19 protein-coding genes are annotated in these 22196 nt (G+C 62.8%); 13 read left to right on the top strand and 6 right to left on the bottom strand.

Features of this window, described 5'->3' with window-relative positions; genetic code table 11:
- Position 1: 1 nt before the first annotated feature.
- Together RRF64_RS16355 and nadC are read right to left on the bottom strand one after the other, a co-directional pair.
- Complete coding sequence (locus RRF64_RS16355; RefSeq protein ID WP_323846996.1) at positions 2-235, bottom strand: hypothetical protein; 234 nt, start codon at positions 233-235, stop codon at positions 2-4.
- A gap of 397 nt (positions 236-632) precedes the next feature.
- Positions 633-1487: a carboxylating nicotinate-nucleotide diphosphorylase gene (gene nadC, locus RRF64_RS16350; protein WP_323846995.1), complete on the bottom strand. Its 855-nt coding sequence runs from the start codon at positions 1485-1487 to the stop codon at positions 633-635.
- 348 nt (positions 1488-1835) lie between these two features.
- Here nadC and RRF64_RS16345 point away from each other — a divergent pair, with 348 nt between their 5' ends.
- Entirely contained in the window at positions 1836-4139 is a 2304-nt protein-coding gene (locus tag RRF64_RS16345; protein ID WP_323846994.1) for a DUF1631 domain-containing protein, read from the top strand.
- A gap of 91 nt (positions 4140-4230) precedes the next feature.
- Here RRF64_RS16345 and RRF64_RS16340 read toward each other — a convergent pair whose 3' ends face one another.
- A complete protein-coding gene (locus tag RRF64_RS16340; RefSeq protein WP_323846993.1) occupies positions 4231-4398 on the bottom strand; it encodes a hypothetical protein in 168 nt (55 codons plus the stop codon).
- A 152-nt stretch (positions 4399-4550) separates the two neighbouring features.
- Between RRF64_RS16340 and RRF64_RS16335 the strand changes: the two genes are divergently transcribed.
- The 7 genes from RRF64_RS16335 to RRF64_RS16305 all read left to right on the top strand — a co-directional run bounded on the left by RRF64_RS16335 (position 4551) and on the right by RRF64_RS16305 (position 13834).
- Entirely contained in the window at positions 4551-7136 is a 2586-nt protein-coding gene (locus RRF64_RS16335; protein WP_323846992.1) for a DUF1631 domain-containing protein, read from the top strand.
- Between the two features lie 260 nt (positions 7137-7396).
- Positions 7397-7957, top strand: a complete 561-nt coding sequence (ampD, locus tag RRF64_RS16330; RefSeq protein ID WP_323846991.1) for a 1,6-anhydro-N-acetylmuramyl-L-alanine amidase AmpD — start codon at positions 7397-7399, stop codon at positions 7955-7957.
- Between the two features lie 134 nt (positions 7958-8091).
- Positions 8092-8970 (top strand): regulatory signaling modulator protein AmpE, encoded by an 879-nt coding sequence (gene ampE / locus RRF64_RS16325; protein WP_323846990.1) that lies wholly within the window; start codon positions 8092-8094, stop codon positions 8968-8970.
- Positions 8971-9175: 205 nt separating this feature from the next.
- Positions 9176-10585 carry an aldehyde dehydrogenase family protein gene (locus tag RRF64_RS16320; protein WP_323846989.1) on the top strand — a complete coding sequence of 470 codons (1410 nt, stop codon included), beginning with the start codon at positions 9176-9178 and terminating at the stop codon, positions 10583-10585.
- 196 nt (positions 10586-10781) lie between these two features.
- On the top strand, positions 10782-11777 hold the full coding sequence (locus RRF64_RS16315) for a threonine ammonia-lyase (RefSeq protein ID WP_323846988.1): 996 nt from the start codon (positions 10782-10784) through the stop codon (positions 11775-11777).
- Positions 11778-11869: 92 nt separating this feature from the next.
- Positions 11870-12364, top strand: coding sequence for a YbhB/YbcL family Raf kinase inhibitor-like protein (locus tag RRF64_RS16310; RefSeq protein WP_323846987.1), 495 nt, complete (start codon positions 11870-11872; stop codon positions 12362-12364).
- Positions 12365-12481: 117 nt separating this feature from the next.
- A complete protein-coding gene (locus RRF64_RS16305) occupies positions 12482-13834 on the top strand; it encodes an AmpG family muropeptide MFS transporter (RefSeq protein WP_323846986.1) in 1353 nt (450 codons plus the stop codon).
- Positions 13835-14226: 392 nt separating this feature from the next.
- Here the strand turns inward: RRF64_RS16305 and RRF64_RS16300 are convergent, their stop codons facing one another.
- Complete coding sequence (locus tag RRF64_RS16300; RefSeq protein WP_323846985.1) at positions 14227-14550, bottom strand: MGMT family protein; 324 nt, start codon at positions 14548-14550, stop codon at positions 14227-14229.
- Between the two features lie 68 nt (positions 14551-14618).
- Here RRF64_RS16300 and RRF64_RS16295 point away from each other — a divergent pair, with 68 nt between their 5' ends.
- Both RRF64_RS16295 and RRF64_RS16290 read left to right on the top strand, forming a co-directional pair.
- The gene (locus RRF64_RS16295) at positions 14619-15629 is read left to right on the top strand and encodes a DUF481 domain-containing protein (protein ID WP_323846984.1); all 1011 of its coding nucleotides are present in this window, start codon (positions 14619-14621) and stop codon (positions 15627-15629) included.
- A 77-nt stretch (positions 15630-15706) separates the two neighbouring features.
- Positions 15707-16468, top strand: coding sequence for an SDR family oxidoreductase (locus RRF64_RS16290; RefSeq protein ID WP_323846983.1), 762 nt, complete (start codon positions 15707-15709; stop codon positions 16466-16468).
- Between the two features lie 182 nt (positions 16469-16650).
- Here RRF64_RS16290 and cfa read toward each other — a convergent pair whose 3' ends face one another.
- Positions 16651-17817, bottom strand: coding sequence for a cyclopropane fatty acyl phospholipid synthase (gene cfa / locus RRF64_RS16285; protein ID WP_323846982.1), 1167 nt, complete (start codon positions 17815-17817; stop codon positions 16651-16653).
- Positions 17818-17959: 142 nt separating this feature from the next.
- On the opposite strand from cfa, the gene RRF64_RS16280 reads away from it, so the two are divergent.
- The 3 genes from RRF64_RS16280 (at position 17960) to groL (ending at position 20660) form a co-directional block, all read left to right on the top strand.
- Positions 17960-18448, top strand: a complete 489-nt coding sequence (locus RRF64_RS16280) for an FxsA family protein (RefSeq protein ID WP_323846981.1) — start codon at positions 17960-17962, stop codon at positions 18446-18448.
- 207 nt (positions 18449-18655) lie between these two features.
- Positions 18656-18949, top strand: coding sequence for a co-chaperone GroES (locus RRF64_RS16275; protein WP_091389047.1), 294 nt, complete (start codon positions 18656-18658; stop codon positions 18947-18949).
- A 73-nt stretch (positions 18950-19022) separates the two neighbouring features.
- The gene (groL, locus tag RRF64_RS16270; RefSeq protein WP_323846980.1) at positions 19023-20660 is read left to right on the top strand and encodes a chaperonin GroEL; all 1638 of its coding nucleotides are present in this window, start codon (positions 19023-19025) and stop codon (positions 20658-20660) included.
- Positions 20661-20727: 67 nt separating this feature from the next.
- Here the strand turns inward: groL and RRF64_RS16265 are convergent, their stop codons facing one another.
- Positions 20728-21765, bottom strand: coding sequence for an integron integrase (locus tag RRF64_RS16265; protein ID WP_323846979.1), 1038 nt, complete (start codon positions 21763-21765; stop codon positions 20728-20730).
- Positions 21766-22196: the final 431 nt, after the last annotated feature.

Below are 22196 nucleotides of genomic sequence, written 5' to 3'. Positions count from 1 at the left end.
GTTACACCCGGTCGACGAACTCGTCGTGTCCCGCGCGCGCCGCGCAGTGGGCGCAGCAGTAGAACTTGCCCTCGGCCTCGGTGCCGTGCCCGAGAATCCGGCAGTTGCACTGCTCGCACTTGGGGGCCAGCGCCTGAATGGCGCACTCAAAGCTGTCGAAGGTGTGCGCCTGGTTGTTGATGGTGATTTCCATCGTCTTGTCGTATTCGTTGCCACAGGTTTCACAGCGGTTCATTGCGCCTGTCTCCATTGGTGAGGCTGATGTGGTCCGTTGCCGGTATGAGTAACCTTAGGCGAGATGCTGGCGGCGAGCTTTCCGCGTGCGCGAAAAGCGCTGTGTCTGCTGGTTGCAGGGGGAGGGATCACAGTCGAAGGGCGTTCAATTAAGGGGCGTCACCCTGTGGGAGCCAGCACGGCTGGCGAATATTGCCGGTAAAAAGCTTCAGGCACGCCATCCATGGCGCGACATTGCCGCCTTTGTTCCGGCCCCAGCCCCGCCATCCATGGCGGGTCGCCAAGCTGCGTACAAAGCGGTGCTTTGTACGCCCGCAGCTAGGCCCTGCTGGGCAGGCTCCCACCGCACAATTCCGTGCAAACTGGCAGCTGAGTTCCTTGGCTGAGCGCCATCTGGGTCAGAGATCGATCCGCAGGGACAGGTCGATGGCGCGCAGGTGTTTGGTCAGGCTGCCCGAGGAGATGTAGTCCACATCGAGGCCGGCCAGCTGCTGTAGTCTGTCCCGGTCGACGCTGCCGGAAATCTCAATCTTGGCCTTGCCTTTCGCCAGCGCCAGCGCGCTCTGTGTGTCCTCGTCACTGAATTCGTCGAGCATGATGACATCGGCGCCGCTGGCCAGGGCCAGCTTCAGTTCATCGATGCTCTCCACTTCCACTTCCACCAAGGCTTCCGGCTTGATGGCGCGCGCCTGGGCGATGGCCCGGTCGATGCCGCCGGCCGCGGCGATATGGTTTTCCTTGATCAGGAAGGCATCGTAGAGGCCGATGCGGTGATTGTGGCAGCCGCCGCAGAGCACCGCGTATTTCTGCGCGCTGCGCAGGCCGGGAATGGTCTTGCGCGTGTCCAGTATCTTGACCCGGGTGCCGGCCGCGCGCGCGGCAAACTGCGCCGCGGTGGTGGCGGTGCCCGACAGCGTCTGCAGGAAATTCAACGCGGTGCGCTCGCCGGTCAGAATGGCGCGGGCATTGCCCCTGAGTTCGAACAGTACTGTGTCCGCCGCGACCCGATCGCCGTCCTCGCAGTGCCAGGTCAGTTGCAGTTCCGGGTCCAGCTGGCGGAAGACCTCTTCCACCCAGGCTCTCCCGCAGACGGTACAGTCCTCGCGGGTGATTACCCGGGCGCAGGCATCGCGATCCGCGGGTATCAGCTGCGCGGTGATATCACCGCTGCCGATATCCTCGGCCAGTGCCACGCGCACGGCGCGCCGCATGTCGGCTATCAGGTGGGGAATGGCGGTGTCTTGTGGCTGCATCGGGAAACCTCGGATCGGAAGCGGGCGCAGTTTATCAAAAGCAGCCGGCTTTGGATTGTATTTGCTAGCGCTGTCATTAAACTCGGGGCGAGCTGCCCGGATAAGCGTTGATTTCGGGCGCAGCTGTGACCAGTGTCGCAAATAAGCCGCAAAGAAACGGCCGCCAGTTGTCAAGCCAGCCCGGCTCGCCTGTAGAATGGCCTTCTGCCGTTCAATCTGCCCGCGGCGCCCCGGCGTGCCGACGCGTATAAAAACAACCGGTTACAAGGCGCCTCGATCAGCCGACGGCGCCCTCGAACACGATCAATTGCGCAGGGTGCCGGCTGGCATCCAGAGGAACTCTTAGAAATGAATGAGTCCGACAAGGTAGTGTCTCTGGCGGAAAGAGGCGTCAAGCGTCTGGATTTTTCCGCCCGCAAGACGGCGCCGCTGCCAGCGGCGGTGTCGGCCCTGCGGGACAAGGCGCGCAACCTGCTGCTGGAGCAGGCCAAGAAGCTGTTCGCCAAGGTCGACGATTCGCTGTTTTCCATGGCCGAGCGGGCCCACGGCCAGGAGGAGCAGGACGGCCTCTTCCAGGCGCTGCGCCTGCTGCGCGTCGAACGCCGCAACATCGCCGAGCGCTTCGCCAACAACCTCAACGAGGCCTTCCAGGTCAAATCCCCGGAACAGGAAGCGGAGCACGCCTTCGCCTCCGAAAACCTGTCCCTGGTGCACAACGACGATCTGGAGCAGCTGGTGGCCGCCGATACCATGGTGGCCAATGCCAAGCGGGCTTACGCCGAGCCGCTCGCCGAGCTGTGTCTGCGCCTCGATACCCTTTACTCAGTCAAGATCTACGACAAGAACAACCCTCTGGGTCCCGACGCCATCTGCGATGCCTTCGTGGACGCGGTGCGCCCGCTGGATATCCATATCCGCGCGCGACTCACCCTGCTGAAGAAGTTCGAGCAGGTGGTCATATTGCAGCTGCAAGATTTCTACGATGTCTGTAATCAGCTGCTGGTGGAGCACGGCGTCCTGCCGTCGCTGCGCGAACAGCGGCGCGTTGCCAGGCAGCGCTCAGGCCAGCGCCCGAACGGTCCTGGCGGCGCCGGCGCAGCGACGGGCGCCGGTCAGGCGGGGATGACGGGCGCAGGCCATACAGCGGGTGCAGGAATGGTCAGCGGTGGCGGATTTGCCCCCGGACTGCTGCCGGCGACGGCCGGCCTCGCGCCCATGCCGTCGGTCGACCTGTTGACACACCTGGGCGAGCTGCAGAGCGGTGCGCAGTATCAGTCCGCCGGGCAGGTGCAGTTGCTGAATGTAGGCGAACTGCTGCAGCAGCGCCTGGTGCAGGCCAATCAGTCCGCTTCGCTGGCCAAGGTCGACAGCGACATTATCAAACTGGTGGAGATGCTGTTCTCCTTCATACTCGAGGACCGCAATCTCGCCGCGCCGCTCAAGTCGCAGCTGGGGCGGCTGCAGCTGCCGCTGTTGAAAGTGGCTATCGCCGACAAGTCTTTCTTCAGCAAAGGCGGTCACCCGGCGCGCAAACTGCTCAACGAACTCGCGGACGCCGCCACTGGCTGGCAGGCCGGAGACAACTACGCGTCAGACCCGCTGTATCGGGAAGTCAGCCAGGTCGTCGACCGCGTGCTCAGCGAGTTCGACCAGGACGTCAATATTTTTGCGTTGCTGTCGGAATCCTTCCGCGAGTTTATCGCCCGTGAACGCAAGCGCGCGGAGATGCTCGAACGCCGGGTGGTGGACGAGGCGGACGGCCGCGCCAAGACGCAGGCGGCGCGCGCGCGGGTGGCTGCTGTGATGGATGCCCTGGTGGCGGAGCGCGACCTGCCGCAGGTCGTGCAGGATTGGCTCAACAAGGTTTGGAGCAATGTACTGTTTCTGACCTGTGTGAAGGAAGGGACCGACAGCGAGTCCTGGAGCCGGGATGTGCGCACCGCGCGGGATCTGGTCTGGAGCATACAGGCGCCCATGCCGGACAGCCGCCAGCAGCTGCTGGGCCTGTTGCCCGCGCTGCAGGAGAGACTGCGCGAGGGCATCGAGGCCATCTCCATGAATCCCTTCGAGGCCCGCAATCTATTTGCCGGCCTGAAAGAGGTGTACCGGGAGCGCTTCGCGTTGGCGCAGCAGCTGACGGCGGAGCGGGAGCGCCTGGCCAAGGAGCAGGTGGAGCGCGAAATGCGCGAAGCCGCGGCGGTCGAACCCGCTGCGGAGGCGGTTGAGGAAATGGTACAGGCGGCGCAGGAATCTGCGGAAGAGATCGCCGTGCCACAGATGGAAGAACTGGAGCAGGCGGTGGCGCAGGCGGAGCTGGCTCCGGCGGAACCCGAGCAAAAAGGACTCGCACCGCTGCCGGAGAGCGACCCGCACTGGCAGATGACTTTCCGTCTGGCGCAGGGCAGCTGGTTTGAACTCAAACGCTCGGAAGACGAACAGTTCCGCTGCCGCCTGGCGGCGGTCATCAGAGATATCGATCAGTTTATTTTTGTTAACCGCAATGGTGCCAAAGTGGCGGAATTTTCCCGCCTCGACCTGGCCTACGCAATGCGCGCGGCCCGGCTGATGCCGCTGGATGACGGCATGCTGTTCGAGCGCGCCTTGCAGTCCGTGATCGGCAACGTGCGCAGGAAGCGCAGCGAGCAGGGCTAACCACCCCCTGGAAAACCGCCACTGAGGGTGCCGGCCGCGCGCAGTCGCGGCCGGTCACCAAATGCACATTCGGCGTCAACAGGCGCCAATGTCACGGCTTTTTGACTGCCATTCCTGACTCCCCGACAAGTCCTGAAAATATTTCGAATAAAAAGGCGTCTAACTGGCTGCGCCGCTCTTGCGCATCCGTGTCAATTGCCGGATATTTCTCTTGGCGCAGAAATGCCAGTAAATGTGCGACCCTTGTCGCATTTTTCATTCTGGCGGAAGTTACTCTTACCGTTTCGGGGCGGGCGCCTGATTTCTCTTTTTCCTCAATTTTGTACAGATGTAAGCTGATTCCGATGTGGTCAGGGCTGACCGCCGGAGAAATATATTTTCTCGGCGCCAGGGCGGCGCATAGAGGCTGACATGGATACCAATGAGTTTCCGCGCGTAATCGCTTTTTCCAAAAATAGATCCAGCGCGGCCAAGCGATCTGATAACCCCTCGCTGCCCCCTGCAGTCGTCAGTGTGCGCGACACGGCGAGTAGCTGGCTGTTTGCGCGCATGAAAGAAGTATTCGCCGGCGTCGATGACACGCTGTTTGCGACGGCGGAAAAGGTGCACAACCAGGAGGAGCAGGACGGCCTCTTCCAGGCCCTGAGGATGCTGCGGCTCGAGCGCAACCGCCTGACCGATCGCTTTGTTACCGCCGTCCAGCAGGGTTTTGTCGATATTGACGGCCGGGGCGCGGACGCGCTGCCAGAGACGAATTCTCCGGCGGAAGGGGGGTTGACCCTTCTGCAGAACGACGACCTGGAGCAGCAGGTCGCACTGAAATCCATCATCGCCGACGTCAAGCGTGACTGTGCCAGCCCAATCGCCGAGCTTTCCCTGCGCCTGGACACCCTGCTGCCGGTCAAGGTCTACGACGAGAACATGCCCCTGTCGCCGGCAGTCCTCTGCCGAGCCTTTGCGGATGCGCTCGAGCCACTAAACATCCATCTGCGTGCGCGCCTCACGGTGTTGAAAAAATTTGAGCAGCACCTGGCGGCCAAACTGGGCACGCTGTATCAGAACTGTAACCAGTTGCTGATCGAAAAAGGCGTCCTGCCGGGCCTGAAGGACCCGCTGCTGCAGCGCCGACGGATATCCCGCCCGGGTGCGCCGGGGATGTCGCCCGGCGCCACCGGCGGTGCCGCAGATAGCGCCGCCTTGCAGCCCGGTGCGCCCGCCCCCTCGGCCCCACAAGGCTTTGTGCCGGGGGCGTCAGCCTTTGCCGGCGCTTCCCCGTCGGCCTCCCCGGCGGTACCCGGGGCCTACTCCGGAACCTACTCTGGATCCTATTTTGGATCCGGTGGCGGTGCGGCGGGCCAGGTTCCCGCCGTCGGCGGCCATGCCGGTGGCGGCGATGTCGGTGGCGGCGATGTCGGCGGCGGTGCAGGCGGCTATGGCCTGCTGCCGGCGGCGCCCGGCATAGTGCCCTTGGCCACGCCCGACCTGATCCAGCATCTGGGAGCCTTGCAGTCAGTACCGCTGCAGACGAGCGCGCTCGGCCAGGTACTGAATGTCAACAACCTGTTGCAGCAGCGCCTGCTGGAGGCGAAGCGGGGGGCGTCGCTGCACGAGCTGGACAATGAAGTCATCCGCATGGTGGACCTGTTGTTCTCCTTCATGCTGGAAGACCGCAATCTGGCCGAGCAGGTCAAAGTGCAGCTGATCCGGCTGCAGTTGCCCCTGCTGAAGATCGCAATCGCGGACAAGGCCTTCTTCAGCAAGGGCGGACACCCGGCACGCCGCCTGTTCAATGCGCTGGCGGATGCGGCTATCGGCTGGCAGCCGGGAGAGAACTACGAGAAAGAACCGCTCTACCGCGAAATCTGCCGGGTGGTCGAACGGGTGTTGAAGGATTTCGATACCGACGAAAGTATCTTCACGCGGCTGCTGCAGTCCTTTGAAGAGTTTGTCGCCCGCGAGCGCCGTCGCGCCGAGGTCATGGAGCGGCGCACGGTGGATGAGGCTCTGGGCAGTGCCCGGGTAGAGGCGGCCAAGGCGCGGGTCGCAGCGGTGTTTGACGCATTGACCGCCGAGCGCAAGTTGCCCAAGGTTGCGCACGAGTGGCTGAACCGGGTCTGGAACATTGTGCTGTTCCGCACGTGCCTCAAGGAGGGCACGGACAGTACCGGCTGGCGCCGCAACGTGCTGACCGCCCGCGACCTGGTGTGGAGTGTCGTTGCACCTATGCCCGAGAGTCGCTTCAAGATGCAACAGTTGTTGCCCGGCCTGCGCAAGCGCCTGGACGAGGGGGCGAGATCCCTCTCCCTGAGCGTCGGTGACCGGCAGCGCCTGATGCACGGCCTGGATACCCTGTACCGGGAGCGCCACGCACTCGGTCAGCGGGTTGAATCGGAGCGCGAACGCCGCACCCGCGAGCGATTGGTGCAGGAGCTGCTCCGCGAGGCCGACAGCGTCATGGAGATCCCCGCAATTCCGGGTGTCACTGAAGCCGAGCCCGCCTTCGCGGTGGTGCCGGCCGAGAGCGAACCTGCGCCGGCGGCGCAGGCTGAAGCGCCCGCAGAACCCGACGCCGACACCCCGGAAATAGTGGATGAGGAGACCGACCTGCCGGCGGTGGAAGAGCTGCAGCAGGTTGCCGAAGCGGCGCCGGCAGCCCGCCCCGAAGGGCTGGCGCAACTGGAAAGCAGTGACGCGCACTGGCGGCAGACCTACCACCTCAAAGACAGCTGGTTCATGCTGCAGGGTCGGGAAGGCGCCGGGATGCGCTGCCGCCTGGCGGCGATCATCAAGGATCTCGACCAGTTCATGTTCGTCAATCGGGCCGGCGTCAAGGTCGCGGTCTACTCGCGGCTGGAGCTGGCGCACGCACTGCGTGACGAGGTCATTGTGCCGCTGGATAACGGGCCGCTGTTCGAGCGCGCGCTCAGTTACGTGGTGGGCACGATTGGCGCGCCCAAAATCGCCGTAAAGGTCGCCGAGGAGGCCATAGCGGATTAATTGCGCGTGCGGCGCCCGGGATTCTCCCCTGCGCCTGCGCTGAATCGGGCGCAGCACCTGGCCTTTTGCATTCCCGCCGGGGATTTCCGCTATCTGCGCGGCTGGCGCAGATAGCGTCCGCCGATCGGCCGAACAATATCCCCCGGCGTGCGGGGCCTCCGCGGCGATTGGCAGATCGATCGACGCTTCCATAAAATGGTCATTCGCCAGGGCGCGGAATTTCCTCCGGGCTCGCAGTCTGTCGGAGCGGAGATCACCGAGTGAAATACCAACTGGAATCCGGCTGGTTGTCCGGGGCGCGCCAGGTGCCGAGTCCTCACTGCAATAGCCGGCCGGAAAACTGCCCGGTCGACCTGCTGGTGATACACAGTATCAGTCTGCCACCGGGACAGTACGGCGGCCCCTACATTGATGCCTTCTTCCTCGGGCAGCTGGACATAGATGCCCACCCGTATTTTTCCGAGATTGCCGCGCTGCAGGTCTCTGCACATATTCTGATCGATCGGGATGGCCGGGTAACCCAGTATGTGCCTCTGGACCGGCGCGCCTGGCACGCCGGCCAATCGGAGTTTGACGGGCGCTGCAACTGCAACGATTTCTCTATTGGTATCGAGCTGGAAGGCCTGGATACCGACACCTATACCGATGCCCAGTACCGCTCGCTCGCCGAAGTGACCGCGGCGATCATGGCCGCCTTTCCCGCTATCGACAGGGACAGGATCACCGGTCACTCGGATATCGCGCCGGGCCGCAAACGGGACCCCGGTCCGGGCTTCGACTGGCAGCGTTACTTCCGCGAGCTGGATGCGGTGACCGCCTAGCTCCTGTGCAACGGCAGGGGGCCTGTACCAGCGGCGTGTGCAGGTCAGCGGCCGCCACCGCGGGTATCTGACTTTTCCGTCAGCGCCACTGGCGTTATTCTTCTCTACCTAATCAGACCATATCGAGAATAACTATGGCACTGTTGATCGTATTGCTGGCACTGGGGCTTGTGCAGCTATGGGGTTCCGGTGCCCCTGTGCACCGGGACGACTGGTTTCAGTGGTGGAGAAACCGCCTCTCCGGCATCGAGCGGCTGCGCAGGGACCCGGGCCTGTTGCTGGGCGCCACGATTCTGCCACCGGCGCTGGGTGCGGCGATTCTGATGGTGCTGGCCGAGGTGCTGCTGGGGGGCCTCGGCACTCTGCTGCTGGGCGTGCCGCTGCTGCTGTACTGCCTCGGGCGGGGCAATTTTAACGAGATTCTGTCCAATTACCTGCGCGACTGGTACCGGGGCGACCTGACAGCCGCGCAGCAGTCGGCTGCGCCGCTGTTGCGCGAGTTGCACGAAGAGCCGGCCAGCGGCCAGCAACTGCACGAACAGGTGTTTCGCGGCGCCGCCTATTGCGCGTTTGAGCGGCTGTTTGCGGTGCTGTTCTGGTTTGCGCTGTTGGGCATTCCGGGGGCACTGCTGTTTCGCCTGAGCGCGCTCTACGCGGAACAGTGCCGCGACGGCGAGGGCGATGCCACTGCGGAGCGCTGGTTGTGGCTGCTGGAGTGGCTGCCGGTGCGTCTTATGGGCTTCAGCTTCGCGATCGTCGGCAACTTCGCCGGCTGTTACCGCGCCTGGCGCCAGTGCCTGACGTGCCGCGAGCGGAATACGGCGGAAGTGCTGGAAGCCTATCTGGAGGGCGCGCTCGGCGGTATCGACGCCAGTGCGTGCAACGCGGGCTTCGAAGTCTCCGAGGGCCAGAGGGCCTGCGGCGCCCAGCTGGAGGGTCTGCAGGCGCTGCTGTCCCGGGCGCTGCTGCTGTGGATTACGGTACTGGCGCTGGCGGTGCTGTTCGATTTTTAAGCAATCGCGCGGCGCCAGCACAGCATTCGTGAACTGGCGCCGAATTTGGAACATTGTCCCAGTTGCCTGCTTGACTTGCCGATAGCTTCTCAAGATATTGCGTCGGAACCAGGGCGCGGAAGCGCCCTGACAGCGCCGCTATATATCAACAATAAATTGTGGCGAAAACCATTCGAGGGAGGTAACGGGGTTGGAAGTCTCTTCGTTGGAACCGCAAATTGCGCCGGATCTGGGCGCAGCAAATGAATTCAACGCCGCGGCGCTGGTGGCCGGCCTGCGCACCTACTTTCGCAGCGGCACCACCGCCGACCTGAGCTGGCGGCGCCAGCAACTGCGGCAGTTGCGCCGCATGCTGTCCGAAAACGAGCCCCGCTTCCTGCAGGCGTTGCAGCGAGACCTGCACAAGGCGCCGCAGGAAGGCTTTATGACGGAGGTCGCCGCGCTGTTCGGGGACATCGATCACGCGCTCAAGCACCTGAAGAAGTGGGCCCGGCCGCGGCGTGCGTCGACCCCCATCGTCGCCCAGCCGGCGAAGAGCTACCTGTTGCCCGAACCCCTGGGCGTGGTACTGATCATCGGCGCCTGGAACTACCCCCTGCAGCTGCTGCTGTCGCCCCTGGTGCCGGCCATCGCCGCCGGTAACTGCGCCGTGCTGAAACCCTCGGAGCTGGCGCCGGCCACCGCCGCTCTGGTGGCGGAATTGCTGCCGCGCTATCTCGACAACGATGCTTTTGCCTGTGTCGAGGGCGCGGTACCGGAGACCACGGCGCTGCTGGAACAGCGCTGGGATCATATCCTGTACACCGGTGGCGGCAGAGTGGGCCGGATAGTCATGACCGCCGCGGCCAAACACCTGACGCCCGTGACCCTGGAACTGGGGGGCAAGAGCCCCTGTATCGTCGCCGACGACGCCAATATCGACGTGACCGCGCGGCGGATCGCCTGGGGCAAGTTCACCAACGCCGGTCAGACGTGCATAGCGCCGGATTATCTGCTGTGCACCAGCGCCACCGCGGAGCGCTTGCTGCCGGCGATCGCGAAGGCGGCAACGGAGATGTTTGGCGAAGATCCGAGTCGGTCCAAGGATTACGGCCGCATCGTCAACAGCCATCACGCGCAACGCCTGGCCGATCTCCTCGCCGACGGCGATGTCGTTTTCGGCGGACAGGTGGACGTCGAGCAGCGCTATGTGGCGCCGACCCTGCTGCGCAATGTCAGCGCCGACGCCGCGCTGATGCAGGAGGAGATTTTCGGACCACTGCTGCCGGTTGTGGAGCTGGACGATTTCAGCAAGGTCGAGGAATTCGTCAACGGTCGCGAAAAGCCGCTGGCGCTTTACGTCTTCACCCAGGACGACGCCACCGCCGACCGCATTCTCGCCCGCTGCAGCTCGGGCAATGCCTGCGTCAATGACTGCATGATGTTCATGACCGCCCACGACCTGCCATTCGGCGGCGTCGGCTCCAGCGGCATGGGCGCCTATCACGGCGAGCACGGCTTCCGCACCTTCAGCCATTTCAAGGCGGTGATGAAGCGCAAGAACATCTTTGATCTGGATTTGCGTTACGCTCCTTTTAATGCGCGGAAGTTCAGGCTGTTGCGCCTGTTGCGCTAAGCGGATCTGAATCCGGGGCGGCGGAGCGCCGGCTCCGCTCGGGCTCGTTGGCGCGCTACCGGCAGGATGCAGAGGCGCGGCCGCTGACCGCGCGCGGATTTCCCCTGTCTCTGCATACTTTGATCGCGGCCGCCGGCCGCTCCTGCAATCGCGGCCAGCGGCCCCTTCTACAGTTGAACGGAAGAATCACTGCTCTATGCCAAGCGACCAAACCGATCTGCCCACCAGTGCCGATGTGTTCACCGCCGCGCAGAATATCGCCGGTCGTATTCACCGCACGCCGTTAATTCGCAGCCGCCAGATCGACGAACTCTGCGGCGCCAACCTCTGGTACAAATGCGAACACCTGCAGAAGGTCGGCGCCTTCAAGGCCCGCGGCGCCAGCAATGCGCTGGCACAGCTGCCAGCGGAGACACAGATGGTCGCCACCCACTCGTCCGGCAATCACGGCGCCGCGCTCGCCTGGGCCGCGGCCGAGCTGGGGCTGGCCTGCACCGTCGTGATGCCGGAAACGGCGCCACTGGCCAAGCGCGCCGCGGTGGCCGGTTACGGTGCGGAAATCGTGATCTGCGGCCCCTCCCAGGCCGACCGCGAAGCGACGCTGCAGAAAGTGGTGCAGCAGACCGGCGCCCATGTAGTACCGCCTTTCGATGACCGCCGGATTATCGCCGGGCAGGGCACGGTGGCGCTCGAGATCATGCAGCAGTGCCGCGAGCAGGGTTTCACGCCGGACATCGTGATAGCCCCGGTGGGCGGCGGTGGCTTGCTGGCCGGTATCGGCCTGGCGGTGGCGGCGCTGGCGCCGGATGTGGTGGTGATGGGCGCCGAACCGGCGGGCGCCGACGACGCCCAGCGCTCCCTGCGTGGCGGCGTGCATATCACCACGCCGCAGGCACCGGATACCATCGCCGACGGCCTGCGCACCACCCTCGGGCGGCGCAACTACGCCGTCATCAAACGCACGGTGCGCGATATCCTGACCGTCAGCGAGCGCGGCATCGTCGAAGCCATGCAGCTGTTGTGGACGCGCACCAAGCAGCTGGTGGAACCCTCCGCAGCGGTCGGGCTGGCGGCGGTGCTGGAACACGGCGCGCGCTTTCGCAACAAGAATGTCGCGATAGTGCTCACCGGTGGCAATATGGATCTGAACCGGATTGCCGACCTGTTCGTCGACGAAGAGGAGATACAGTGAACATTGCCCTGTTGAGCGCAAATATGCGCAGATTCACCGCCGGGTGGACTGCTAAACTGGTGGCTGCCACTACGCTATCGGTTATTGCCGCTATGTCCAATGCCGCGGAATTCACTGTCACATCGAAAACCCTGCAACCCGGCGCGCGCATGCCGATGGCCCACGTCTACAGCGGCTGTGGCGGGGAGAATATTTCCCCCGAGCTCAGCTGGAGCGGCGCGCCGGAGGGCACCAAGAGCTTCGCGGTGATGGTGCACGACCCGGATGCGCCCACCGGCAGTGGCTGGTGGCACTGGGTGCTGTTCAATATTCCCGCGGATGTGACCAGTCTGCCCGAGGGCGCCGGCGACCCCAAGAACGGCCTGATCCCCGAGGCGGTACAGGCGCGCAACGACTACGGCAGCCCCGGTTACGGCGGCGCCTGCCCGCCGCAGGGCCACGGCGACCACCGCTACCAGTTCCGGGTGATCGCCCTGAAGGTGGAGCAGCTGCCGCTGGACGAGAACGCCTCGCCGGCCAAGGTCGGCTTCAACGTGAACGCGAACAAACTGGCCGAGGCGGAGCTCGAGGTGGTCTGGGGCCACTGATTCACTGACCCACTGATCTCTGGCCAGCGACCACGGGCCACACAGCATCCGCGGGCGCCGCGGATGCGCGCCATAACAAAGCCGGCCCCGACCAACAAAGGGATGTCATAAAGCAGCATGCAGGAGCAGAAACTCACTTGGGGGCAGGCGCTGCGGGTTTACCTGAAGCCCCGCGTGCTCACCATGTTTTTCCTGGGCTTTTCCGCCGGACTGCCACTGCTGCTGGTGTTTTCCACGCTCACCGCCTGGCTGCGGGATTACGGCGTCAGCCGGACGGCGATCGGCTTCTTCGCCTGGGTGGGTATCACCTTCTCCATCAAGGTGCTCTGGGCACCGGTCATCGACTACCTGCGCCTGCCGTTTATGACCCGCTGGCTCGGCAAGCGCCGCAGCTGGATGCTGGTCTCCCAGTTGGGGGTGTCCCTCGGCCTGTTGGGCATGGCCTACCTGAATCCACAGCTGGCGCTGACGCAGGTGGCCGTGCTGGCGGTGTGGGTGGCCTTCTGTTCCGCGTCGCAGGATGTGGTGATCGACGCCTACCGCATCGAGGCAGTGGACAAAGACTTGCAGGGCGCCATGGCCGCCAACTATGTGTTCGGCTATCGGGTGGCGCTGCTCGTCGCCGGTGCCGGGGCCCTGTATATCGCCGAACTGGCCAACTGGTCGGTGTCCTATGCCACCATGGCCGGACTGATGAGCGTGGGCGTTGTCACCACATTGCTGGTGGCCGAACCGGACCACGCCTACATCAAGGACAGGGCCGAGCCGTTCCAGCACGAGTGGGTCGACCGGGTATTGGGGAGCGGCGAGCACTCCCCGATGAAAGAGTGGTTTGTGCGCGCGGTGGCCTGTCCTTTTATCGAGTTCTTTCAGCGCAACGGCCGCTTCGCGCTCGTGCTGCTGCTGTTTATCGGCATTTTCCGCCTGAGCGATATCGCCATGGGGGTGATGGCCAACCCCTTCTACCTGGATCTGGGTTTCAGCAAGACCGATATCGCGGAAATCGGCAAGGTGTTCGGTTTCTTCTGCACCATCATCGGCTCCTTCCTCGGGGGGCTCTTGGTGGTGCGCTACGGCATCATGCGCCCGCTGATCCTCGGCGCCGCGATGGTTGCGGCGACCAACCTGCTGTTTGCCCATCTGGCGCAGGTAGGGCCGGATCGCACTTGGCTCGCGATCGTGATCAGTGCGGACAATATCAGCGGCGGTATCTCCAATGCGGTGTTTATCGCCTATCTCTCGAGCCTGACCAACCAGGCCTACACGGCCACCCAGTACGCGCTGTTCAGCTCGCTGATGACCCTGCCGGGCAAATTTATCAGCGGCTTTTCTGGCATAGTGGTCGACGCCCAGGGCTACGCGCAGTTCTTTATCTATGTGGCGATACTCGGCACGCCGGCGGTGCTGCTGGCGATCTTCCTGTGGTGGCGCGAAAGGCGCTTGGGGGAGCCGGAACCGAAAGTTACCTAGGGCCTGTTCACACTAAATTCGATGGCCGCGGCGGAGGCCGTTTTTTCGCAAGGCAAGGCGCAGGGAGCGCCGTGTGGCCCGCCACATAAGCGAGCTGCAACGCAGCATTGCGGGAAAACGGCCCCGTCCCTTTGGGTTGCGCCCCAAAACGGGCCATGCCGCGTTGCTCGTCGCTCATTTAGCACGCTAAACCACGGCCCCAGCCGCTCCACGCATTCGCGGCGCCTTCGGCCCTCGCGCCTTGCCAGGCCCGTTTTGGGGCGGCAACGCGGCTATCGAATTTAGTGTGAACAGGCCCTAAGGATCTACTGTGGGAGCCTGCCCTGCAGGCGAAATCCCGAGCCTATGGAAGTCGCCTGCAGGGCAGGCTCCCACCCGGCTGGTGGCCGGCATTAGGGCCGCCAGCGGTATTTGCCCATATCCACGCGCCCGTTCAGCAGCGTGACGCCCTCCTTCTCCAGCCTCTCGCGCTGGCGCCCGGCCCCGGGCTCCGGCAGGGAAATGCGTCCCTGGGCGTTGATCACCCGGTGCCAGGGCAGCGTGGTGTCGTGCGGCAGCTTGCGCAGCGTCTGCCCCGCAAGCCGCGCGGCGCGCGGGAAGCCGGCCATCTCCGCGAGGTCGCCGTAGGTGATCACCCGCCCCCGGGGCACCGCCGCGAGTACACTGCAGATCCTGGTTGTGGCATCATAGCCGCCAGTGTTTGTGTGCTTCCTCACCGATAACCCCAATTTCCGCTCATCAAGATAACTCCAAGGTTGTACCCGTGGTTCCTGCTGTAAGACATTTGACGACCATCTTGCTGTTTTTCCTTGCCGCTGTCTCCCTCCGGGCCGCTGCCGGTGTGTTGACCCTGAGCAACGGCGACCGGGTGAACGGTGAGCTGGTTCTGGTCGAGCGGGAGCACGTCGTGTGGAAATCCGAGACGTTCGGCGAGATCAAGATCGAGAAATCAAAGATCGTGTCCATGGATGTGGACGTCGACCTGAAGATCGCCGGCCGCGAGGGGCCCTGTGCCCTGGCGGGACACCGGCGCGAGCAGTGGGAGCTCTACTGTGACGAGGGCTCCGGCTGGCTGATGGACTTCCCCGCCATCGACCGCGCCGAGCCCTACAACAACTTCGTCGGCAACCCGGTGGTGTTCCACGGCAACGTCAGTGCCGGTGGGGTCTTCGAGAACGGTAACCGCGAGCGCGAAGACCTGGATGTCAACGTCAAACTGGATGTCCGCAGCGGCGATTTCCACCACCTGGTCAATGCGCTCTACCAGAGTCAGAGCAACGCCGAGGTGGAGGGCCTGGAGAAATATCTGCTGGCCTACAACCTGCGCTGGATCTTCGCCGAAAAGTGGTTTGCCGCGGCCAACAGCGAGGCGCAGCGGGAAGAGGCGCGCAACCTGGATCTGGGCACTACCCTGGGTCTCGGCCTCGGTTACCTGTTCTACGACACAGAGAAGACGGCCTTCTCACTGGAAGGCGGTGTCAGCAGCCTGCAAGAGGACTTTATCGACGCGGCACTGAGCGAGGATCAGGATGAAAGCTACAACGCGGGCCGCCTGGCGCTGAACTACCGCTACAAGTTCGCCCTCGGCCCCGAGATCTATTTTGATCAGGAGACCCTGCAGTCCCTCGATCGCAGCGAAGACTATCAGGCGAACGCCAAGTTTGGCGTGCGCACGCCGCTGGTGGAGGGGGTGCTGATGGAGATGGCCTACCACTGGCTCTACGACAATACGCCGTCGCTGGAGCTGGAAAAAGAGGATACCAAGGTGACGGTCGGGGTTGGTTACCAGTGGTAAATCCTTAGCGCCCGCTCTCCCCGGCGGGGAGAGGGAATAGAACAAAGAACAAAGAAGATTCAGACGAGGAATTCAACATGCAGATCGCCGACAGCATCGTAGCCATCACCGGCGCCGGCCGCGGCCTCGGCCGCGCGATGGCCGAGTACCTGGCCGCGCGCGGCGCGCGCCTGGCGCTGATCGACCTGAACGAGGACGACCTGCGGGCGAGTGTCGCGGCCTGCGAGAAGCACGGCGCCGAGGCGCGCAGCTATGTGATCAACGTGGCCAGCGAAGACGAAGTGGACAGCGGATTCGCGCAGATCGCCCGGGACTTCGGTGGCCTGCAGGTGCTGGTGAACAACGCCGGCATCATGCGCGACGGCATGCTGCTGAAAGTCAAAGACGGCAAGGTGACCGACCGTATGTCCCTGTCCCAGTGGCAGTCGGTGATCGACGTCAATCTGACCGGGGTTTTCCTGTGTGGCCGCGCCGCTGCGGGAATCATGGCGGAAGGCGGGCGCGGGGGCGTTATCGTCAATATCTCCAGCCTGTCCCGCGCCGGCAATATGGGCCAGACCAACTACTCCGCGAGCAAGGCCGGCGTCGCCGCCATGACGGTTACCTGGGCGCGGGAACTGGCCCGCTACGGCGTGCGCGCGGCCGCTATCGCCCCGGGCTTTATCAACACCGACATGGTCGCGCAGATGCGCCCGGAGATTCTCGAGAGCCTGGTCAAGCAGGTGCCCCTGCGCCGTTTGGGCGAGCAGGAAGAAATCGCATCCACCGTGGCGTTTATCCTCGAGAACGACTTTGTCTCCGGCCGCGTGTTCGATATCGATGGCGGCGCGCGCATCTGATTGCGCACTGGCTGATGAACGAGAAAGGGCGAACTGCGAGTTCGCCCTTTTTTTTCACGTCTGTAGGAGCGGCCCATGGCCGCGATCGATGCTCGGGGATTCCCCTATAGCCCGTTCGCGGCCATCGGCGGATGGCCGCCCCGCCGCTCCTACAGGTGGTTTGTTTATAGGTTCAACAGGGCTCAGGAAACTCTTTGCACGCCGCCCGGCAACCTGTCGCTGAACATCCACTGCCACAGCTGGATATGGCGCGCGCGGAAGGCGCCGGCGCATGACAGCAGGTAGTAGCGCCACATACGGTAAAAGCGCTGGCCGTACTGGTCGGCAAAGCGCGGCCAGTTGCGCTCAAAATTCTCGTGCCAGGCCATCAGCGTCTTGTCGTAATCGCTGCCGAAATTGTGCAGGTCCTCGCAGGTCAGCAGATTGTCCGCGGCGTCGCCGATCTGGCCGGCAGAGGGCAGGTCGCCGTTGGGGAAGATGTACTTGTCGATCCAGGGATCGGTGGTGGAGCGGCGCTGGTTCTTGCCGATGGTGTGCAGCAGCAGCAGCCCGTTCTTCTTCAGGCAGCGCCTGGCTACCTGCATAAAAGTGCGGTGGTTCTTGCGGCCCACATGCTCGAACATGCCCACGCTGGCGATGCGGTCAAAAGGCTCGTCCGGGGTGTGGTTATGGTAAAGGGAGCGGTAATCCTGCAGGTGCACGGTGATCGGCAGGTGGCCATAGTGCTCGGCGATATAGGCGCTCTGCTCGCGGGACACCGTGACCCCCACGCATTCCACGCCGTAATTCTGCGCCGCATAACTCACCAGGCTGCCCCAGCCGCAGCCGATATCCAGCAGCCGCATGCCCGGCTGCAGTCCCAGCTTGCGGCAGATCAGGTCCAGCTTGGCGGTCTGCGCATCTTCCAACGTCTCCGCCTCGCGCCAGTAGCCACAGCTGTAGGTCAGGCGGCTGTCGAGCATGGCCCGATAGAACTCATTGCCCAGGTCGTAGTGGCGCTCGCCCACCTCGAAGGCGCGGCCGCGGCTCTGCAGGTTGACGAGGTAGCTGCGCAATATGCGCCAGGCGTTGCGCCAGGGCTTGATGTGGCGCGGCAGGTCGGCGCGCAGAATACGGCAGAAAAACTGGTCGAGGGCCGGTACATCCCAGTCGCCGCGCATATAGGACTCACCGAGGCCCAGACTGGGCCGCGCAATGATCTCGTCCAGCGCCGCCTCGCGGTGCAGGCGCAGATCCCAGGGTCTGTCGCCGTTGATACGGATATCCGCTTCCGCCAGTAGCTCGTCGACCAGATGACGGCCGCGGCCAATTGTCGGTACCTCCATGGTGTCCTGCTGCTCGCTTGCCATTGAAGCCTCCCTAGCCTGGATGGCGCTGAGTCGAATGCGGCGCCTTGAAGTATTTGCCACTACCCCTCATTTACTACAGCATATCGAAAATACCCAGATTCGCCCGTTTCGCCAAGTGATTGTCTGCTAAGGAATACGCCGCATGCGCCCTCTGCTCCTGCTTTTTATCCTCATGCCCATTCTCGAGATGTGGCTGCTTATCACCGTGGGGCGCGAGATCGGCGCGCTGCCCACCATCGGCCTGGTGCTGCTGACGGCCGTGGTCGGCCTGGCATTGCTGCGCCGGCAGGGGCTTTCCACCGTGATGCGGGCCCAGCAGAAGATGCAGGCCGGGGAGCTGCCGGCGCGGGAGATGGTGGAGGGGATCTTCCTCGCCGTGGGTGGCGCCCTGCTGCTGACACCGGGGTTCATTACCGACGCCCTCGGCTTCGCCTGCCTGATCCCCGGGCTGCGCCAGCTGCTGCTGGGGCGCATCCTGCGGCATGTGACCGTGGTCCGCCCGGGATTTGACCCTCGCGACGGCTCGCCGCACCGCCCGAGCGGCGATCGCGACGTCATAGAAGGGGACTATTCTCGAGAGAATGGTCAACCTGGCGAAAGCCACAAGAAAGACAGCGATCGAAATGGTTAATTTTTAATCGGGCCCGTCGATTTCCCCGCGAATTCACAGATTTTTTATCTGCCGCTGTTGAAATCCACCTGTGCGCCCTTAGATAGGGAGCACCCCTGAATTTTGCCCCGGTTCTGCCGGCCAGAGTGGGGCAATCGGTCACCGGCCGGCGAGGCCGGGGCCATCCATTTGGAAAACCTTAAAAACGACTCAATGGAGAGCTTATCCATGAAAATTCGTCCTTTACACGACCGCGTCGTAGTGCGCCGTAAGGAAGAAGAAGCCATGTCAGCCGGCGGTATCGTGCTGCCGGGCGCTGCCAAAGAAAAGCCGAACCAGGGCGAAGTGGTAGCCGTGGGTGAGGGCAAACTGCTGGACAACGGCGACGTTCGCGCCCTGTCTGTCAAAGTGGGTGACACCGTGGTGTTCGGCCGCTACGCGGACAGCAACACCCTCAAGGTGGACGGCGAAGAGCTGATCATCATGAGCGAAGGCGACATCTACGGCGTGCTGGAAGGCTGAGCCCGGGCTGCACGCCCCGGACTGCGCGTCCCGCATTACTTCACTCGCACAAAGAATTTGAGGAACATGAATCATGGCAGCTAAAGACGTAAAATTCGGTGATGACGCCCGCCAGAAGATGCTGGCCGGTGTAAACATCCTGGCTGATGCCGTTAAGACCACCCTGGGCCCGAAAGGCCGCAACGTGGTACTGGACAAATCCTTCGGCGCCCCGACCGTGACCAAAGACGGTGTTTCCGTAGCCAAGGAAATCGAACTGAAAGACAAGTTCGAGAACATGGGCGCGCAGATGGTGAAGGAAGTGGCTTCCAAAGCTTCCGACGTAGCCGGTGACGGCACCACCACCGCGACCGTACTGGCCCAGGCCATCGTTACCGAAGGCCTCAAGTCCGTCGCCGCCGGCTTCAACCCGATGGACCTGAAGCGCGGCATCGACAAGGCGGTAGCCGCAGCCGTCGCACACATCGCCAGCCTGGCCACCCCCTGTGAAGACAGCAAGTCTATCGCCCAGGTAGGCACCATCTCCGCCAACAGCGACGAGAGCGTCGGCACCATCATCGCCGAGGCCATGGAGAAAGTTGGCAAGGAAGGTGTGATCACCGTTGAGGAAGGTTCCGGCCTCGAGAACGAGCTGGACGTGGTGGAAGGTATGCAGTTCGACCGCGGCTACCTGTCCCCGTACTTCATCACCAACCAGGAAAACATGACTGCCGAGCTGGAGAGCCCCTACATCCTGCTGGTGGACAAGAAGATCTCCAACATCCGCGATCTGCTGCCGCTGCTGGAGCAGGTAGCGAAGGCCTCCAAGCCGCTGCTGATCGTCGCCGAAGACGTGGAAGGCGAAGCGCTGGCCACCCTGGTGGTCAACAGCATGCGCGGCATCGTCAAAGTGGCTGCCGTCAAGGCGCCGGGCTTCGGCGACCGTCGCAAGGCCATGCTGCAGGACATCGCCATCCTGACCGGCGGTACCGTAATTTCCGAAGAAGTCGGCCTGGAACTGGAGGCTGCCACCCTGGAGCACCTGGGCGGCGCCAAGCGCGTAACCCTGTCCAAGGAAAACACCGTGATCGTGGATGGCGCCGGCGATGTGAAAGACATCGAAGCGCGCGTCAAGCAGATCCGCGCCCAGATCGAAGAGTCCTCTTCCGACTACGACAAAGAGAAGCTGCAAGAGCGCGTGGCCAAGCTGGCCGGCGGTGTTGCCGTGATCAAGGTCGGCGCTGCCACCGAAGTCGAGATGAAAGAGAAGAAGGCCCGCGTGGAAGACGCCCTGCACGCCACCCGCGCTGCAGTGGAAGAGGGCGTAGTACCGGGCGGTGGCACCGCACTGGTTCGCGCCACCCAGGCGATCTCCGTCAAAGGTGACAACGAAGACCAGAACCACGGCATCGCCGCCGCGCTGCGCGCGATGGAAATGCCGATGCGCCAGATCGTTGCCAACGCCGGCGACGAGGCTTCCGTAGTCGTCGACAAGGTGAAGCAGGGCGAAGGCAACTTCGGTTACAACGCCGCCACCGGCCAGTACGGCGACATGCTGGAAATGGGTATCCTGGACCCGGCCAAGGTAACCCGCTCTGCGCTGCAGGCGGCTGCCTCCATCGCCGGCCTGATGATCACCACCGAAGCCATGGTAGCCGAGCTGCCGGAAGACAAGGCCGCCCCGGATATGGGTGGCATGGGTGGCATGGGCGGTATGGGCGGCATGATGTAAGCCGGCCTTTCCAGCCTGCCCAAGAAGAGCCCCGCAATTGCGGGGCTTTTTTTGTCCATTCCCGATTTCAGACCGCTGACCGGTTCCCGGGAGCGCTCTCCTGTACGCTGCCACCGGGTAATAACCGATCCACCGGGCTTAATACCCCTTTACCGCCGCGATTGACCACATGGGTGTAAATCTCGGTTGTGGAGATATCCGCATGGCCCAGCAATTCCTGAATTGTCCGAAGATCGTAGCCGACCTCCAGCAGGTGAGTAGCGAAACTGTGCCGGAAGGCGTGCGCGCGGGCCGGTTTATTTACGCCGGCAGCGTGCACCGCACGACGTATCTGCTTTCCGAGCGCGGAATGGTGCAAGTGATGCCTGCGAATAACACCGCTGCGCGGGCATGGCCCAAGCCGTGATGCCGGAAACAGGTACTGCCAGGCCGTTGAGCGGGCGGCGCTTGGATACTTCCGCTCGAGTGCGTCCGGCATATAAACATCCCCGTACCCATTCTCAATATCCTGCGCGTGTAGGAGTTCTACTTGCCGGATCTGTGCCTGTAACGCGGGAATGAGGGCCAGAGGAAGAATCGTCGTGCGATCCTTGTTACCTTTGCCGCCACGCACGAAAACGTTGTTGCTGCCGAAGTCAATATCCTTGACCCTCAGCGACAGGAGCTCCGCACATCGGAGGCCAGAGCCGTACATCAGTTCGACTAGTAACCGATGTACGCCTTTCAGGTTGGAGACGATTGCCTGTATTTCCGTCCGGCTGTAAACCACGGGAAGGCGACGATATTGCCTGGCAGGGGTGAAACCAATATTGGACGTATCAACACCAAGGAAGCGCTTGTATAAGTAAACCAGTGCATTCAAGGCAATTTTCTGGGTGTTGACCGAACAGTGGCAGTCTACAGACAAGTGGTTGAGGAACGCTTCGACTTCAGCAATTCCGATCTCACGAGGATGCCGTAACTTGTGAAAATGGATAAAGCGCTTTATCCATAGCACATACGTTTGCTCAGTACGATATGCGAGACCCGATTCCCGTATATGGCGCCGAAGTGTTGGCATAAACTTGTCGGAATGCCGTGGCAGTGAGTGGCGAACATCATCCATGACGATCTCCTGATAACTGTTTGCATATACAGTATTTCGTGTTCGGGCAAAGTGTCAAGTTCCGAAATAATGAGCCACGGCTCATATCTACTTGCCAGTACCGCTAAGTCATTGACTTTGCGAGAGGTTGAAATATGCTCAAGAGCCATGAGTAGATACAGGCGACTTGAGCCGTGGGCTTGCTATTTTTGGCTAAATATTGATCGACTTCTTGTAACTGGCTGATATGGAAGGATTTTTTCATGGCGTTCCGTGTAGCAGCCAGGAAATAGTAGCCAAAGAGATAGTGAGCCGATGGCTCTTTAATAAACTGTTAGGCTATTTAGAGAAATTAATGAACATTGAAGCTTGGCTGGCATTTACTGCAATTGCATCCGTAGCAACTATCGTGCCTGGACCGGCGATGCTTCTGGTCGCCACGCATAGCTTGA

The sequence above is a fragment of the Microbulbifer magnicolonia genome, from assembly GCF_035117725.1.
In the GTDB taxonomy this organism is placed as follows: Bacteria; Pseudomonadota; Gammaproteobacteria; order Pseudomonadales; family Cellvibrionaceae; genus Microbulbifer; species Microbulbifer magnicolonia.
The sequence above is the reverse complement of the archived record's forward strand: the minus strand, read 5'-3'. Positions and strand labels throughout refer to the sequence as shown.